This is a genomic window from Pseudomonas syringae, from assembly GCF_000737245.1.
GTDB classification, from domain to species: Bacteria; Pseudomonadota; Gammaproteobacteria; order Pseudomonadales; family Pseudomonadaceae; genus Aquipseudomonas; species Aquipseudomonas syringae_J.
This window is the reverse complement of sequence record NZ_JPQU01000030.1, coordinates 19,348-35,062: the sequence shown is the minus strand read 5'-3', so window position 1 is coordinate 35,062 and position 15,715 is coordinate 19,348. Positions and strand designations below refer to the sequence as shown.

15 protein-coding genes are annotated in these 15,715 nt (G+C 59.9%); 3 read left to right on the top strand and 12 right to left on the bottom strand.

Going from position 1 to position 15,715, the window contains the following annotated elements; translation table 11 throughout:
- Window positions 1–178: 178 nt before the first annotated feature.
- Window positions 179–1,246: a uroporphyrinogen decarboxylase gene (hemE, locus tag IV01_RS14850; protein WP_032628015.1), complete on the top strand. Its 1,068-nt coding sequence runs from the start codon at window positions 179–181 to the stop codon at window positions 1,244–1,246.
- A 136-nt stretch (window positions 1,247–1,382) separates the two neighbouring features.
- Here hemE and IV01_RS14855 read toward each other — a convergent pair whose 3' ends face one another.
- Window positions 1,383–2,657, bottom strand: coding sequence for an MFS transporter (locus tag IV01_RS14855; protein WP_032628013.1), 1,275 nt, complete (start codon window positions 2,655–2,657; stop codon window positions 1,383–1,385).
- A 117-nt stretch (window positions 2,658–2,774) separates the two neighbouring features.
- Here IV01_RS14855 and IV01_RS14860 point away from each other — a divergent pair, with 117 nt between their 5' ends.
- Window positions 2,775–3,665 (top strand): LysR family transcriptional regulator, encoded by an 891-nt coding sequence (locus tag IV01_RS14860; RefSeq protein WP_032628012.1) that lies wholly within the window; start codon window positions 2,775–2,777, stop codon window positions 3,663–3,665.
- A 436-nt stretch (window positions 3,666–4,101) separates the two neighbouring features.
- The gene (locus IV01_RS0124985; protein WP_050507446.1) at window positions 4,102–4,944 is read left to right on the top strand and encodes a S1 family peptidase; all 843 of its coding nucleotides are present in this window, start codon (window positions 4,102–4,104) and stop codon (window positions 4,942–4,944) included.
- A 131-nt stretch (window positions 4,945–5,075) separates the two neighbouring features.
- Here IV01_RS0124985 and IV01_RS14865 read toward each other — a convergent pair whose 3' ends face one another.
- From IV01_RS14865 to IV01_RS14915, 11 genes are read right to left on the bottom strand one after another with little or no spacing between them, the layout of a single operon-like run.
- Window positions 5,076–5,522: a hypothetical protein gene (locus IV01_RS14865; protein WP_032628011.1), complete on the bottom strand. Its 447-nt coding sequence runs from the start codon at window positions 5,520–5,522 to the stop codon at window positions 5,076–5,078.
- A 29-nt stretch (window positions 5,523–5,551) separates the two neighbouring features.
- Complete coding sequence (locus tag IV01_RS14870; RefSeq protein WP_032628010.1) at window positions 5,552–6,778, bottom strand: beta-ketoacyl-ACP synthase; 1,227 nt, start codon at window positions 6,776–6,778, stop codon at window positions 5,552–5,554.
- Window positions 6,778–7,506, bottom strand: a complete 729-nt coding sequence (gene fabG, locus IV01_RS14875) for a 3-oxoacyl-ACP reductase FabG (protein ID WP_032628009.1) — start codon at window positions 7,504–7,506, stop codon at window positions 6,778–6,780. The genes IV01_RS14870 and fabG overlap by 1 nt, the downstream gene beginning before the upstream one ends.
- On the bottom strand, window positions 7,503–7,973 hold the full coding sequence (locus IV01_RS14880) for a hotdog family protein (protein WP_032628007.1): 471 nt from the start codon (window positions 7,971–7,973) through the stop codon (window positions 7,503–7,505). The genes fabG and IV01_RS14880 overlap by 4 nt, the downstream gene beginning before the upstream one ends.
- The gene (locus tag IV01_RS14885) at window positions 7,970–9,166 is read right to left on the bottom strand and encodes a beta-ketoacyl-[acyl-carrier-protein] synthase family protein (protein ID WP_032628006.1); all 1,197 of its coding nucleotides are present in this window, start codon (window positions 9,164–9,166) and stop codon (window positions 7,970–7,972) included. The genes IV01_RS14880 and IV01_RS14885 overlap by 4 nt, the downstream gene beginning before the upstream one ends.
- Window positions 9,163–9,663, bottom strand: a complete 501-nt coding sequence (locus IV01_RS14890) for a DUF3261 domain-containing protein (RefSeq protein ID WP_032628005.1) — start codon at window positions 9,661–9,663, stop codon at window positions 9,163–9,165. The genes IV01_RS14885 and IV01_RS14890 overlap by 4 nt, the downstream gene beginning before the upstream one ends.
- A complete protein-coding gene (locus tag IV01_RS14895; RefSeq protein ID WP_032628004.1) occupies window positions 9,660–10,394 on the bottom strand; it encodes a class I SAM-dependent methyltransferase in 735 nt (244 codons plus the stop codon). The genes IV01_RS14890 and IV01_RS14895 overlap by 4 nt, the downstream gene beginning before the upstream one ends.
- The gene (locus IV01_RS14900) at window positions 10,391–11,638 is read right to left on the bottom strand and encodes an NAD(P)/FAD-dependent oxidoreductase (protein ID WP_032628003.1); all 1,248 of its coding nucleotides are present in this window, start codon (window positions 11,636–11,638) and stop codon (window positions 10,391–10,393) included. The genes IV01_RS14895 and IV01_RS14900 overlap by 4 nt, the downstream gene beginning before the upstream one ends.
- Complete coding sequence (locus IV01_RS14905) at window positions 11,625–12,794, bottom strand: sodium:proton antiporter (RefSeq protein ID WP_032628000.1); 1,170 nt, start codon at window positions 12,792–12,794, stop codon at window positions 11,625–11,627. Before IV01_RS14905 ends, IV01_RS14900 begins: the two co-directional genes overlap by 14 nt.
- A complete protein-coding gene (locus IV01_RS14910; RefSeq protein WP_032627999.1) occupies window positions 12,791–15,127 on the bottom strand; it encodes an MMPL family transporter in 2,337 nt (778 codons plus the stop codon). Before IV01_RS14910 ends, IV01_RS14905 begins: the two co-directional genes overlap by 4 nt.
- Complete coding sequence (locus tag IV01_RS14915) at window positions 15,117–15,713, bottom strand: outer membrane lipoprotein carrier protein LolA (protein ID WP_032627997.1); 597 nt, start codon at window positions 15,711–15,713, stop codon at window positions 15,117–15,119. The genes IV01_RS14910 and IV01_RS14915 overlap by 11 nt, the downstream gene beginning before the upstream one ends.
- Window positions 15,714–15,715 lie beyond the last annotated feature (2 nt).

The following is a 15,715-nucleotide window of genomic DNA, read 5'->3' as shown; positions in this document are numbered from 1 at the left end:
AAGGCTGTGAAACGATCTGAAGAAGGGTGCAGTGTGTGGTTTTTTCGCAGCCTGCGGCGGCTCCTACAGAGTTCCGCTGCCGCGACAAATCGTCCCGATAGATAAAAGGCACGGCTCGGTCCGTGCCTTTTACGTCTGCGTCTGAGAAAATGCCCGCACTTTTTTTGCGGATGCCGACATGACTGCCTTGAAGAACGACCGTTTCCTTCGTGCCCTGCTCAAGCAACCCGTGGACGTCACACCCGTCTGGATGATGCGCCAGGCCGGTCGCTACCTGCCGGAATACCGCGCCAGCCGCGCCAAGGCCGGGGACTTCATGAGCCTGTGCATGAACCCGGAGTTCGCCTGCGAAGTCACCTTGCAGCCTCTGGACCGCTATCCGCACCTGGACGCGGCCATCCTGTTCTCTGACATCCTGACCATCCCCGATGCCATGGGCCTGGGATTGTATTTCGAGACCGGCGAAGGCCCGCGCTTCAAGAAAACCGTCAATACCCTGGCTGATATCGAAGCCCTGCCAGTCCTGGACGCGCAAAAGGACCTCGGCTATGTGATGGATGCTGTCAGCACTATCCGCCGCGAGCTCAATGGCCGTGTGCCGCTGATTGGCTTCTCTGGCAGCCCTTGGACTCTGGCGACTTATATGGTCGAAGGCGGCTCGTCGAAAGACCATCGCAAGTCCAAAGCCATGCTCTACGAAAACCCGCAAGCCATGCACCTGCTGCTGGACAAGCTGGCCGATTCGGTCATCGCTTACCTCAATGGCCAGATCATGGCCGGTGCGCAGGCGGTGCAGATTTTTGACAGTTGGGGCGGGAGTCTTTCCGATGCGGCATACCAGGAGTTCTCTCTGGCCTACATGCAGAAAATCGTCAACGGCCTGATTCGCGAGAACGACGGTCGCAAGGTCCCGGTGATTCTATTCACCAAAGGCGGCGGCTTGTGGCTGGAAAGCATGGCCGAAACGGGCGCTGATGCACTGGGCCTGGACTGGACCACCAACATCGGCGACGCCCGTCGTCGTGTGGGTAGCAAGGTCGCGCTTCAAGGCAACATGGACCCTTCGGTGCTGTACGCCAGCCCGCAAGCGATCCGCGCCGAAGTTTCACGCATTCTCGCCAGCTATGGCAGCGGCGACGGCCACGTCTTCAACCTCGGCCACGGCATCACCCCGGAAGTCGACCCGGCTCACGCCGGCGCGTTCATCGAAGCAGTGCACGAGCTGTCGGCGCAGTATCACGGGTAAAGCGATTACCGATTGAAATGCAATCCTGTGGGAGCGGTGCTTGGTCTGGGCGGCAATCCGACGATAAGGTTTAGGTGATCGGTTTGAAGATCGCGGTGTCCTTATCGCGGGCAAGCCTCGCTCCAACAGGAGAACTTCAGATCTGGGTTGTCACCTGCAACGGTGGCAACTTCTTCAGCCTTAACGCCACAGCCAGCGCAATCAGTAACAGCACCCCAATAAACAACCCGATGCCGTTCCATCCGCCGTAGTGCCAGCAAATCCCGCCCGCAGTTCCCGCCACACTTGACCCAGCGTAATAACTGAACAGATAAAGCGAGGACGCCTGACCTTTGGCCTTGAGCGCCCGTCGACCGATCCAGCTGCTGGCAACTGAATGTGCGCCGAAGAAACCAAAGGTAAACAGCAGTACGCCGATGATCACCAACGCAAGCGGTTCAAACATGGTCAAGACGATGCCGACCAGCATCAGCACAATGACCGCCCACAAGACTTGGCGTCGCCCCAGTCTGTCGGCCAGCGAACCAATCTTCGCCGAGCTGTAGATGCCTGACAGGTAAACCACTGAAAACAGCCCGACCAGCGCCTGACTCAAGTGATAAGGCTCGGCCAGCAGGCGATAACCGATGTAGTTGAACAGAGTGACGAAGCTGCCCATCAACAGGAATGCTTCAAGGAACAGCAGCGGCAGGCCAGCGTCGCGGAACTGCATGACAAAGCCATCGATCAGGCTGCGCGGTTGCAGCGAGCGTGCACGAAAGTTGCGGGATTCGGGGAGGATCTTCCAGAACACGCCCGCCGCGATCAGCGCCAGGACACCCACTACCATCAGCGCTGCGTGCCAGCTTATGTAATCGATCAATACCCCGGTAATCACTCGGCCGCTCATGCCGCCGATGGCGTTGCCGCCGATGTACAAGCCCATCGCCAGGCCAATGTGGTTGGGGTGGATCTCTTCGCTGAGGTAGGTCATGGCCACCGCTGCCAGACCGCTGAGCGAAAGTCCCACCAGCGCTCGGGTGACCAGCACTCCTTCCCAGGTCGGCATTAGCGCGCTGGCGAGGGTGAAAATCGCCGCGCAGAACAGCGCCAGGACCATCACTGGCTTACGTCCAAGACGGTCGGAAATCGGCCCGGTGATCAGTAGGCCGATGGCCAGCATCGCGGTAGAAACCGAAAGAATCAGGCTGCTCTGCGCCGCGTTGATCGAGAACTCCCGAGACAGCACCGGCATCATCGGCTGTACGCAATACAACAGGGCAAAGGTCGCGAAGCCGCCGGAAAACAGCGCCAGTACCGTGCGCATGAACATAGGCGTGTCTTTTTCGATATAGGTGTCGCCCAGGGGGATGGCCGCTTCAATCAGGGTCGATGAAGTGTCTGGGGCGGACGAAGCGACAGCAGGGTTCAAGATAGACCTCGGGGCAGCGTTTAAGCGGGCGTGAGAAAAAGAATATAGCTCGCCAATCATTCTTTCCAATATATTGTTCGACCTGTTTGATAGGTAAAACGACTCAATAGGAAAGCCATGGAATTACGTCATTTGCGGTACTTCATCGCGGTGGCCGAAGAGCTGCATTTTGGTCGCGCCGCTCAGGTGCTGGGTATTTCGCAACCGCCATTGAGCCAACAGATCCAGGCTTTGGAGCAGGAACTGGGAGTCCGCTTGTTCGAGCGCACTAATCGTCGCGTGGCGCTGAGCGAGGCGGGGCGGCTGTTCCTGGATGAGGCGCGTCTGGTGCTGGCGCAGGTCGATAAGGCGTCGGATGTCGCCCGTCGAGCGCAGTTAGGTGAGCTGGGTGAACTGAAGATTGGTTTCACCACCTCGGCACCTTTCACATCCAGCATCCCGCAGGCGATCTTCGCTTTTCGGCAAAGCTTCCCCGCCGTGCACTTGGCCTTGCAGGAAATGACCAGCAAGGAAGTGGCGGCAGGGCTGGAGGATGAGTCGATTCAGGTCGGGATCATGCGTCCGCTGCCGTTACCTGATTCGCTGCTGGTGGTGGAACTGCTGCGCGAGCCGCTGGTGGCGATCATCAATGCCGATCACCCGCTGGCTCAGGGTAGTGAGCAGGGTTTGTATCTGTCGGAACTGGCGGCCGAACCGTTCGTATTCTTCCCGCGAACCTACGGCAGCGGGTTGTACGCACAACTGATGGATCTGGCCAGAGCCGCTGGATTCAGCCCGTTGATGACTCAGGAAGCAGGAGAGGCGATGACCATTATCGGTCTGGTCGCGGCGGGGCTTGGGGTCACGGTATTACCCGCTTCCTATCGCCGTATGCGCATCGACGGCGTGGTCTACCGAACCCTCCTCGACCCGGACGCCACCAGCGCGGTGTGGCTGGTTCAACGCAAGGATCAGCAATCGCCCAGGGCTAAGGCGTTCATGGAATTGGTCACCCAGAGGGCGGGCTGAAAAGCTTTCTGTAGCAGCGCGAGGCCGCGATGGCGATGTGTCAGATAGAGCGCAATTCGCAGCCTTCGGCAGCTCCTACAGGTCCTGAGTTCTTTCAGGCACGCCGCCGTACTGTAGGAGCAATCGGAGGTTACGACGGTCGCGATGCGGTGTGTCAGATAACGCGCAATCGCAGCCTTCGGCAGCTCCTACAGGTCCTGAGTTGTTCAGGCACGCAGCTGTCCTGTAGGAGCAATCGGAGGTTACGACGGTCGCGATTCGGTGTGTCAGATAACGCGCAATCGCTGCCTTCGGCAGCTCCTGCAGGCGGAGTGTTTGTGGTGTGACCGCGCCTCAGGACTGTCATTTCTGACAGTACCGTTGCATCCATCCAAGGATTACCTTTAATGCTCAGGTAGTTAATTCAGATGCTGGACATGGATTCAAGGAGAGAGCCATGAACAGAAATATCCTGACGCTGAGTATGTGTGTGATTGCCCTGGCAGCTTTCGCGGAGGAAAGGATTGTCGGCGGAACCCCCACGCCTCCGGGTGCGTATCCGTTTTTCAGTACGGTGACGGAGCAGAGTGGAAGGCATATTTGCGGTGGCGCGTTGGTCGCTCCAAGTTGGGTGCTGACCGCCGCTCACTGCATTCGTGGCCAGTTGCCCTACCAGGTTCAGATCGGGATGGAGCAGTACCGTCCGACAGTGATAAGCCTGGACACCGTTGAAATTGAGCAAGCCTTTATTCCGGCAGATTACAAAGGTTGGGAGCCCTATTCCCGCGAGGCACAGGCTGACCGCAGCAAAGGACAATACGACATAGCCCTGTTAAAACTGAAGCGTCCTGCTCAAAGCACTTACCTTCTCAAACTGCACAATGGCGAGGGCCAGGAGATGGTCGGCGATGCTGTGTTTTTGGCCGGGTTCGGGTTAACGGAATCCGGGCAAATGCCAGATCACCTCTATCACGCCAATGGACAAATTCTTGAAACCCAAAAGTGCATCGATGTGCCCGAAGGCTTTCCCGATACCAACTATGACCCGGCCCTCAACGTGTGTGCCAGTGATATAGCCAGAGGAGGGGATTCGGGCGGGCCGCTGCTGTATATCCAGAACGGCGAGTATGTCGGGCTGGGATTGGTGAGTCGCGGGCTGGTTGATGCTGGGCAGTACACGCGTATTGGATTTTTCCGAAACTGGTTTGATACGGTGCTGAGCGCAGGTCAATGCGATCAGCCAGAATTGCTCGTTAACGGAGTGACTGTGTGCAGTGGCATTGCGGTGCCCGAGAAATAGCCCAGCAGGCCCTGCGTTTCTTTCAGGCACACCGCTCTTCTGTAGGAGCAATCGGAGGTTACGACGGTCGCGAAATCGGTGTGTCTGACACACCGCAATTCGCTTCTACAGATATCAATAGCAGCGGTGGATCAATCCATCTTACTCAAGTCGCCCTTGAGCGCGACGCCGGCGATGATTGCGCCTGCATGGCATTCATAGGTCTGTGGGTCTTTGCGTTCGATGCTTTTGTAGTAGCTGGCGATGTTGGTGACGGCGTTGGCGTTGACCTTTTTCGCGGCGCTGTACATTTGCAGGATGGCTGATTGCAGTACCCACTCACAGGCTTCGGTGTCGGATTTGTTGAAGGCGTTGGTCTTCTTGTTGGTCACGGCACCAGCACTGAGGACGGTGACTTTGCCCTTGGGTTGCACGCCGGCCAGATAGAACTTCACGCTGCCGTCGATCTTGCCGGCAGTGGTCATGTCATTGATGACTTTCTGGAACGGCAGATACAGCGCCGTATCGCGGGCCTGGCTAACGGCGGGTAGTACAGACAACACGATGGCCGTGGCGGCGATCCAGGGTTTCAATTGCATGAGTCTCTCCTTGAGAGTGAGTTAAAGTTTCAGGACCAGCGGCGAAAAATCAACGAGGTATTGACTCCACCAAAAGCGAAGTTGTTGTTCATGACGTACTCATGGCTCATCTTCCGGGGTTCACCACGCAGGTAATCCAGCTCGCCACATTGCGGATCGACTTCGTCGAGATTGAGCGTGTGAATGTAGCGGTCGCGGTTGAGCATCTCGATACAGAACCACGACTCCAGCGCCCCACAGGCGCCCAAGGTGTGGCCGAGAAAACTTTTTTGCGAGCTGATCGGCATGCGCGAGCCGAACAGGCTGCTGGTCGCCAGGGTCTCGGCAATGTCGCCTTGTTCAGTGGCGGTGCCATGGCCGTTGACGTAGCCGATGGCTTCGGGCGGCAGGTTGGCGTCTTCCAGGGCTAGCTCCATGGCGCGGCGCATGGTGGCCTGTTCCGGGCGGGTGCTGTGAGCGCCGTCGGCGTTGCTGCCGAAGCCCACCAGCTCTGCGTGAATATGCGCGCCACGGGCCAGTGCATGCTCCAACTCTTCCAGGACCAACATGCCGCCGCCTTCGCCGATCACCAGACCATCGCGGCCGCTGTCGTAAGGGCGCGGGCTGGTCTGCGGTGCATCGTTTTTCAGGCTGGTGGCGTACAGCGCATCGAAAACCATGGCTTCAGTGGGGCACAGCTCTTCTGCGCCGCCAGCCAGCATCAGCGGCAAGCGCCCGAACTTGATGGATTCGTAGGCATAGCCGATGCCCTGGCTACCGCTGGTGCAGGCGCTGGAAGTGGGGATCAGGCGACCGGTCAGGCCGAAGAAAATGCTGATATTGGCCGCGGTGGTGTGCGGCATCATCCGCACATAAGAATTGGCATTGAGCCCTTCAGCCACCGAATTGAGCAGCATGTTGCCGAAGGCTTTGATCTCGTCGGTGCTGCCGGTGGACGAACCACAGGCTGTGCCCATGCGCCCGTCGCGGATGATCGGATCGTTGAGCAAACCGGCATCGATCAGGGCTTGCTCGGAGGCTCCCACGGCCAGCCGGGAAACTCGGCCCATGCTGCGCAGTTGTTTGCGGGTCCAGTGAGAAGGTACGACGAAGTCGTCAATCGGGCCTGCCAGCCGCGTGTTCAGTTCAATGAAACGATCCCATTCGCCCATGCGCCGAATACCACTGCGGTTGGCGTCGAAGTTGGCGGCAATGCTGTCCCAGGTGCTGCCCAGTGAGGTGATGCCGGCCATGCCGGTGACGACGACGCGCTTCATCAGCACAGGCCTCCATTGACGGCCAGCACCTGGCGGGTGATGTACGCCGCTTCAGCCGACATCAGGAAGTTCACCGCGCCAGCAACCTCTTCGGGTGTGCCCATGCGCTGTGCCGGGATCATTTTCATCAGCTCATCCACTGGAACGTTTTCGTCAAGCATGGCGGTATCGATCAGCCCGGGGGCGACACAATTGACGGTGATCTTGCGCTTGCCCAGTTCAATGGCCAGCGCCTTGGCGGCACCGATCACACCGGCCTTGGACGCGCTGTAGTTGACCTGCCCGCGATTGCCGATCAGCCCCGAAACCGAGGTGATACAGACGATCCGCCCTGCAGCCCGACGACGAATCATCGGCATCATTACCGGATGCAGCACATTGTAGAAGCCGTCGAGGTTGGTTCTGAGCACCACGTCCCAATCCTCGTCGCTTAAAGCCGGGAAGGCCCCGTCGCGAGTCAGACCGGCATTGAGCACCACGCCGTAATAAGCGCCGTGGGTTTCGACGTCTTGTTCAAGAATGGTTCTGCACGCTTCACGGTCCGCCACATCGAATTGCAGAATCCGCGCCTGGCGTCCCAGAGAAACCACCTCAGCCTGAACCGCTTCGGCTTCGCTGCGGCCGTTACGGCAATGCAGAATCAGATCAAAACCTGCCGTTGCCAGGCGTAAGGCGATTGCCCGGCCAATGCCACGACTGGAACCTGTGACCAGTATTGAGTCAGTCATGCCGGGGTTCCTTCAGTCAGGTAATTTGCCGCTTCTGGCGGGCAGTAAACGTTGAGGCGGGCAAAGGCTTCAAAGGCCGGGCCGGCTCGGGGCGTGCCTGTCAGGCGGCATTCGAATACGCCCATGCCGTTGTCATCCTGCAGTGAACGCAGGGCATGGATTGTCAGGTCGCTGCCCGCAGGAAAGTGTTCCACGCTGCATTCGAACTTGCGGCTGCCCAGCAGGAAGCCCAATGCTACCGGTTCGCCCCGGCTGCGCGCCTGGCAACCTGCATAGGCCGCGACACTTTGAGCCATCAGCTCGATACCAATCCAGGCTGGCATGTCGCCGTTGGCGCGGTTGAACAGGCCGCCGGGCGTGACGGTTGTGCGGGTATGAATCTGTTCTTCATCAAACGACACAACCTCGTCGATGAGGATCATGTCGCCAGCGTGGGGGATCAGTTCGGCGAGCGGCCAATCGATCATGCTGCGTCTCCGATAATCAGGCTGATGTTATTGCCACCGAACGCGAACGAATTGCTCATCAGGTAGCGCTGCGGGGTTTGCGCCAACCGCGACTGACAGTCGGTGAACCGCAAGGCTGGCAGCTCGGGGTCCGCCTGCCCGTCCCACACCTGGGGCGGTAAAGCGTTGTTAAGGTTTTCCGGGGCCAGGCTCAGCCAGCAAAACGCAGCTTCCAGCGCTCCCGCCGCGCCCAGGGTGTGGCCGGTCAGCGGCTTGGTGGATGAGCAGGGCACCCCATCGGGGAATATCGCGTCGACGGCGAGGCTTTCCATGGCGTCGTTGTGCTGGGTGGCGGTGCCGTGCAGGTTCAGATAACCGATCTGCGCGGCATCGACCCCGGCATTATCCAGTGCTTGCTGCATGGCTTGGCGGGCACCCCGACCAGTGGGTTCCGGTGCGGAAATATGGTGTGCGTCGCAGGTCGCCCCGGCACCCAGCAGAGCGATGGAATGCTCGGCGCTTTTTTCGCGAGTCATCAGGAACAGCACCGCCGCCTCGCCGATATTGATCCCGTTCCGGTTGCGCGAGAACGGATTGCAGCGTTGTTGCGACACTGCTTCAAGGGCGGAAAAGCCATTGAGCGTCAACTTGCACAAGGTATCGACGCCGCCGCACAGCACGGCATCGCACAGCCCCAAAGCCAGCGCACGACGGGCGCTGAGCAATGCCCGAGCGCTGGACGTGCAAGCAGTGGAAATCACATAGGCAGGGCCGCTCAGTTGCAGCCAGTCAGCGAGAAAATTGGCCGGGGCACCCAGTTCCTGTTGCTGGTAGTGATAATCCGCCGGGAACTGCTGATCGTTGAGCCAGGCACCAATGCTGCGACCGGCTTCATCGATGCCGGAGGTGCTGGTGCCCAGAATCACGCCAATACGATCGGTGCCATAACGCTGGATTGCTTCACGAATATGAGGCTCGATTTGCAGCGCAGCGGCCAGTAGCAACTGATTATTGCGGCTGCTGTGATCGGCCAGTTGAGCAGGGATTGCTGGCAATTGCGCCTTCACCGCGCCCACCGGCAGGCTGCGTTCAGGTACCCAGCCGCTTTCCGGCACCATGCCCGAGTCGTCAGCGGCAAACAGTCTGCGGGCGACTTCGCTACGGTCATTGCCCAGCGCGCAGATCAGGCCCAGCGCGTTCAGATAAGCCGTCATGGCGCACGCTCGATGTTTAGCGGGCTGACGCTGTAGTCCAGCCGCTGACCGTTCTTGTCGCCAAGAATCACCAGCCTGAAGGTGTCGGCACTGCTGTACTCCACGCCCCAGCGTGCCTCGAATATACGTTGCGTGCCGCGACGCATGGCCTGGGGATAACCTGCGTTCAACTCGTTGTCGGGGGTCAGGGCGAACAGCAGGGCCGCGAACAATTCCCGGGCCTCGGCGTTCGGGGGTAACAGGCCGTCAGCCTGCCATTGGCCATTGATCAACTGCTGGCGGGCGAGGGGAATGCCCAGCGGGTCCATCAGCGACCAGCGCAGGCCGGTCGCTTCCTGTTGAATCACCAGCAGCCAGTCCTGCCGTTGCTCGGCCAGTTGGCGTTGAATATGCAGCTGCATCGGCAACTGCAAATGCGGCATCGAAACAGGGAGTGGAGTCTGGCTGGCGCAGGCGCTCAGCAACAGGATGCAGCCAATCAGCAATGCACGAATCATGGGTTGCCCCCTTCAAGCGGTTTGCGGGCCACGACATTGACCAGGGTTTCTTCACGCTGGCCGACTGGCGCAGGCTTGCGCAGTTTAAGGCGCTCCAGCAGGCCGAAGTCTTTGGATCGGCTCCACCACAAATACGGGTAGGACACATTCTGCGGCCCGAACTGGAAGCCCTGATCACGGATCATCTGCAGGTATTGCCCGGCACTTTTTTGCACATGCATCGGATGGCGGAACAGCCAGCGGATCACCCAGGTGTCGATGTAGGCTTCGGTGGACTCGGCAAACAACAGATAACCGCCGGGCTTGAGCACGCGATAGAACTCCGCCAAAGCTTGCTCCTGCTTCACCAGATGATGAAAGGTCTGATGGCAGAACAGCATGTCGACACTGGCATCGGGCAGTTGCAGCGCTGCGCAGTCACTGCCGATCAACTCGACATTGATACCGTGGGCGCGGGCTTCTGCGCGGCTCATGGTCAGGCTGTCGGGATCCGCGTCCAAGCCCAACAGGCGGGAGGGGGCGAACACCTGACGCAGGTGCTTGAACGACTTGCCCTGGCCGCAGCCGGCATCCAGCAGCACCGGCGCAGCGGGTAGCGGCTTATCGAACAGGCTGCGCAGGTCGTCGATCGCCACCCGCAACACGCGATGCTGCCAAGTGTGGCTGCGCAGGAACCACAGCCCGAAGCGGGTTTCTTCCACATAGCTGTCGCTCAGGAACGGCCCGCTCATTGTGTCTTGCTCGCGCAAATTTCAGACAACATGCGCAGGCGACGCTTGGGTTCGCTGACGAACGGATTGCGCTCATCCCATGCATAACCGGCGAGGATCGAGCTGATCATGCGGCGGATCTCGTGCGTGCCTTCCTGATAGAAAATCACATCCTGAAAAGTGCCTTCATACCAGCCTTCGACATAGGCACGGAAGGTGTCTACTCCGCGCTTGAGTGGTTTGGCGAATTCGGTTTCCCAATCGACGCTTTCGCCTTGCAGCTGGCGATCCAGTACATCCGCCGCCATGCTCGCTGAGCGCATCGCAATGGTCACGCCTGAGGAGAACACCGGGTCGAGGAATTCAGCTGCGTTGCCCAGCAGAGCGAAGCCCGGGCCGTGCAGGGTCTTGACGTTGGCCGAGTAGCCACCGATGGTCCGCGCCGGGGTGTCCCAGACCGCATCTTTGAGCAGTGCTTTGAGGTGCGGGGTTTCGTCGATGAACGCACGCAGGCAGGCGTCCAGATCTTCAGGTTTGTCTTTGAAACGCTCGGCATTGGCGACCACGCCCTGAGAGCAGCGGCCATTGCTGAACGGGATCGACCAGAACCATACATCGCGATGCTCGGGGTGGATGCTGACCAGGATCTTCTCGCGGTCGAAATTCGCCGGGTCGATATGGTCTTCGATATGGGTGAACACCGCCTGGCGCACCGGGAAGTTGGAGGGTGCTTCAAGGTCAAGCAGACGCGGCAGTACCCGGCCATAACCGCTGGCGTCGAGCACGAATTGCGCTTGCAGCTGGTATTCGCTGCCGTCCTCGCGACGCACGCTGAGCACAGGTTGCGGGCGGCTGAAATCCCCCGCGATGATCTCCTGCTGATAGCGGATTTCCACACCTTGCAACTCGGCCTGATCGGCCAGCAGTTTGTCGAAGGTGCCGCGCTCAACCTGAAAGGTCGAAGGCTGGCCCTGAGTGAAGGTGTCGCCGAAATCGAACGCGCTGTACTGATCCCGCCAGGCGAACGCCGCGCCGTTCTTCTTCTGGAAACCAGCGGCCTGAACGGCTTCGAGCATGCCGGCTTCTTCAACGAAGTCCAGGCAATGGGAAAGCAGGCTTTCGCCAATGGAAAAGCGCGGAAACAGCTGGCGCTCGATGATCAGCACGTCGTGGCCTTTGCGCTTGAGCAGCGTCGCGGCAATTGCACCGGCCGGGCCGGCACCGATGACGACGACGGTGCGGCTTTCCCTATCAGTTATGGGCACAAGATTTCCTTACTTGTTCGACGGTGTCTGGACGCGGCAACGGCGCACGACCCATGCCCAGCAGGGCTGGCAGCAAGGTCGCGAGCAGGCTCATCAGCATCAGTGCGAAGTACAGCGCCGGGCTGATCAGTTGTTGTTGCAGCAATAGATTGAGGAAAACGATTTCACTCAAGCCACGAATATTGAGCAGGACACTTTCCCGCCAGCGGCTGGCGCCGGGGAACGAGGGCGTCGCCCAGCGCAGGCCTAGCCAGTTACCGAGCATCTTGCTCGCAATAGGCAGCAGAATCAGCGCCCCCAGTTGTACCCCGGTCAGGCTGTCCATCGCGCTGTGCACATTGATCTGCACGATGCCGAAGGTCAGGATAAGCGGGATCGCCAGCCAGGTTTGCACTCGCTTGAACCATTGCGTGCTGATCGGCAGCACCCATGGCTGCTTCAGGCGCGCCATGCACAGCAGGTAGCCAATGCCGAAAATCAGCGCATTGAGTTTGTAGTGCTCGGCCACCATCAGCAGGGCAAAAAAGCTAACGCTGTAAACCACCGGCTGACGCACTCGTATGCCGCGCAACAGCAAAGGCACGCAGGCACCCAGTAACGGCAGCAGCAGGCTGGTCAGGCTCAGACTGCCTTGGGCGATGCCGAACAGGCTCCAGCACGCCAGGTCGATGATGATCGCGGTTTGCACCAGCCGCCGGGTCGCTTCGGGTGGATAGCCAATGTGTTGCAGATACAGGTACAGCACCGGAATGGCCGTAATGGCAAACACCAGGCCCAGAGCCAAGGAGCTGATCCAGGGTTGAGCAGGGAAAAACAGCATCGCGCAAGCAAGGCCTGCCAGGAAGGGTACGCCGAAACTGGGCACGGCGACTTTGAGGCTCTGGCGGTCCAGCTTCACGTCGATCACGTCGCTGAGAATGTGCCCCAGCACCATGGCGAAACTCAGGCCGTACAAGGTTTTCAGCCAGATCGGGGCAATCAGTTGCGCACCGCTCAGTTGCCAATCTGGCTCAACCCAGAACAGCATCAACAGCGGCAGGCCAAACGTCGCCACCAGCAACTGACTGACAATCGGGATCAGGCCCAGATAGCGACCCAGGCGAGTCGCTAGCGCAAACATCAGCAGGGCCATCAGCCAGAACAGCAGCGTCATCACGAGAGGGCCTCGCTTTGCGTCGCGGCGGGCGCAGGTCGTTTGCCGGCCCAGGGGGCGAGCATGAAACTGAAGGCCAGCCCCAGGCTGACCGACAAACCGAAGTTACTGATTGCAGGCGTGCCTGACACTGCCAGCAAACCGAACGACAGCCAGGTGGTGACGGCCGCCAGCAGGGTGCCAAGCAGGCTGACCGCTGCGCCACCGATCTGCTCGCGCATCAGGATCGCGTAATCGACACTGATCGCCGTCACCAGCAGTAAGCCGAACAGGCTGAATAGGGTCAGCGGCTGGCCGAGCCAACCGAGGCTCGCCAGACTGCACAGCGCCGCCAGCAACGGCAGGGCGACGATGCGCAGCGCACCGCCGAAGCCGAAGGGCACCACCAGCAGCAACACGATCAGCACGCAGGACAGCAGTTTCAGTTCGGCGGCGCTGATCTGCGTCGCGGCGAATACACTGTTCAGTTGCCCGAGACGATCAACCAGTTGCACGCCAGGCAGGTCCTGAGCCTGCAATCTCAACAAGACGGCATCATTCAGGCCTTGCAGACTGACCAGCCCCGCGACGCCGTCTTCCGTGTCGCCCAGCCACAGCGTGCGCCAAGGCTCGCCCAAGGGCCCGGCCAGTACGGCTGTAATATCCTGTTGTGGCAGCGCTTGCAGTTGAGTCAGTTCCGCCTGCAAGGCCGTGACCGGTACGCCTAATTCCACCAGTGGCTGCCATCGCCTCGCCACTTGCCCCAGCGCATCGCGTAATGCGTTTTGCTCTGCCTCAGAGGCGATGAGCTGATTCAGGGACAGATAGCCTTTCAATTCCTCAAGACCCACCAATTGATCGAGGCGCTGAGCCAGCGCCGCTTGCCGCTCGAGCAACTGCTGCTGGTCTTTGCCGCGCACCAGAAAAAACTGGCTGGTGGGCTGGAAACCGGTAATACGGGCGATGGTGCTGGCTTCGTCGGTGAGCGCCGGTGGGGCTGAAACCCACTGGCGGATATCGTTTTTGGTGGTGAGTTGCCACAGCCCTGTGGCGCAGAACACCAGTAGCAAGCCCAGCAGAATCGGCGTGCCGATGCGCTGCAGCAACACCTCGCGCCAACCCAGCATGCGTTCTGCCAGGTCCAGCGGCCATTGCGCCGGACGCAGCTCAGTGTTCTTGAGCAAAGCAGGCAACAGGCAGACGGCGGTGAGATAAGCGCCGACCAGTCCGGCTGCGGAGAACACCGCGATTTGTGTCAAAGCCGGGAACGGGGTCCAGGCCAGCGCCAGATAACCAATGCAGCTGGTCGCCAGACTCAGGCTCAGGCCGGGCAATGTCAGGCGCAAGGCGGGCCAACTGCGCCAGGGTTTCAGGCTCCAGCTTTTCGACAGGTAATGCAGCGGGTAATCCACTGCGACACCGATCAGGCTGGAACCGAGTACCAGTGTCATCACATGCATATGGCCGAAAAAGGCGACACAAGTCACTGCGCCGAACAGCATGCCCACCAGCACCGGCACGAACGCCAACAGCACGCGCCAGCGCCTAAACGCCAGCAACAGCAGCAACAGAATTCCTAGCGTGGCGCCGCCGCCGACCCAGGTGATTTCCCGACTCGCCTGACGTTGACCATCGGCTGCGTACAGCAAACCGCTGGCGGCCAGTAATTGACCGTTAACCTGCGCTGCTTGTTGCCGGGCCGCGCTAAGCAAGTCTGCGACGTGCAACGGCAGCTGCATGTCGAACGCATTGCCTTGAGTGCGGGCACGCAGCAGCACCCAGCTTTTGCCGTCGGCATCGGCAATCAGCGCGCCGCTGCCGATATCCGGTTGCACCGAACCGTGTTGCGGCATGCCGTTCTGAATGCGCCCGGTCAGCCCGAGCCAGTCATCCTGACTTGGCACCAGGCTGAAACCGGTAAACGGATCGAACAGGCTCTGCACCCGTTGCTGAATGAAGGCTTGTGGATCCTGAATCAGTTGGGCTCGATCAGCAGCCGGCAGCATCGCCAGGCGGCCTTGCAACAGCTGCGTGCGCAAGGCGGGCAGGTCAGCTTGAAGGTTCCATTGCACCTTCTCGAACAAGCCGCTGGCCTGCCATTGCTCGCCAAGTTGTTTGGCCAGCGCAATCGCCTGTTGCCGATCGGTATGGCCGACGAGTACCAGCATTTCGCGATTGAGCGGTTCCTGCATGCGCTGTTCTGCACGCAGCTCCAGCGGATCGGGGCTCGTGCCGGGCACCAGTTCCATCAAGTTGGCGGACAGCGGCGCACCATCACGCCATTGCCAGCCCGCCAGCGCCAATACGGCCAGCAGGAGGATCAGGAACAGGCGCGGTAAAAGGCGTTCAGTCTGCAAAATCTTTACGCTCCGCATCGCTCAAGGCTGGCACGCTCTGGCTGTCGATCATTTTAAGCAGCGTGCTGTCGCCCTGGGTTTCCAGCAGTTCGATGCGTTGCACCAGTTGGCCGCCATCGATGTTGATCTGTTTGAACACTTGTTGCAGCAGCATTGAGCGCGGGGTCAGAGTCAGCTGCCATGCACTGGCATCGCCCTTGAGCTGCAAGTCGAAGTCTCGTTGCAGACCGCTGCTGTCACCTTGCAAAACCGCGAGGAACAGCCGGTTCTGTTCGGCACCGGCGCTCTTGTTGGGCAGCAATTGCCAGCCGTTCGCCGCGTCACGTCGGGCAATACCCGATGGGCTTATTCGGTAATCCTGTTTGAGTGGCGTGTTCAGCAGCCATAACAAGCCGAACTCCTTGGCCAGCACAAAACGACCTTTGCTGATCAGGGGTTGGGGCAAGGCACGCAGGTGTTTTTCCTGAATGAAATCGCCGCGCACCACTACCGGTTTGGCCAGTTGATCGCTGAGCTGCTGCAGGTCGAAGGCCTGGGCGAGGGGGGAGAGGCAGAGCAGTGCCAGGAGGCACGCAAAATGGCGCATGG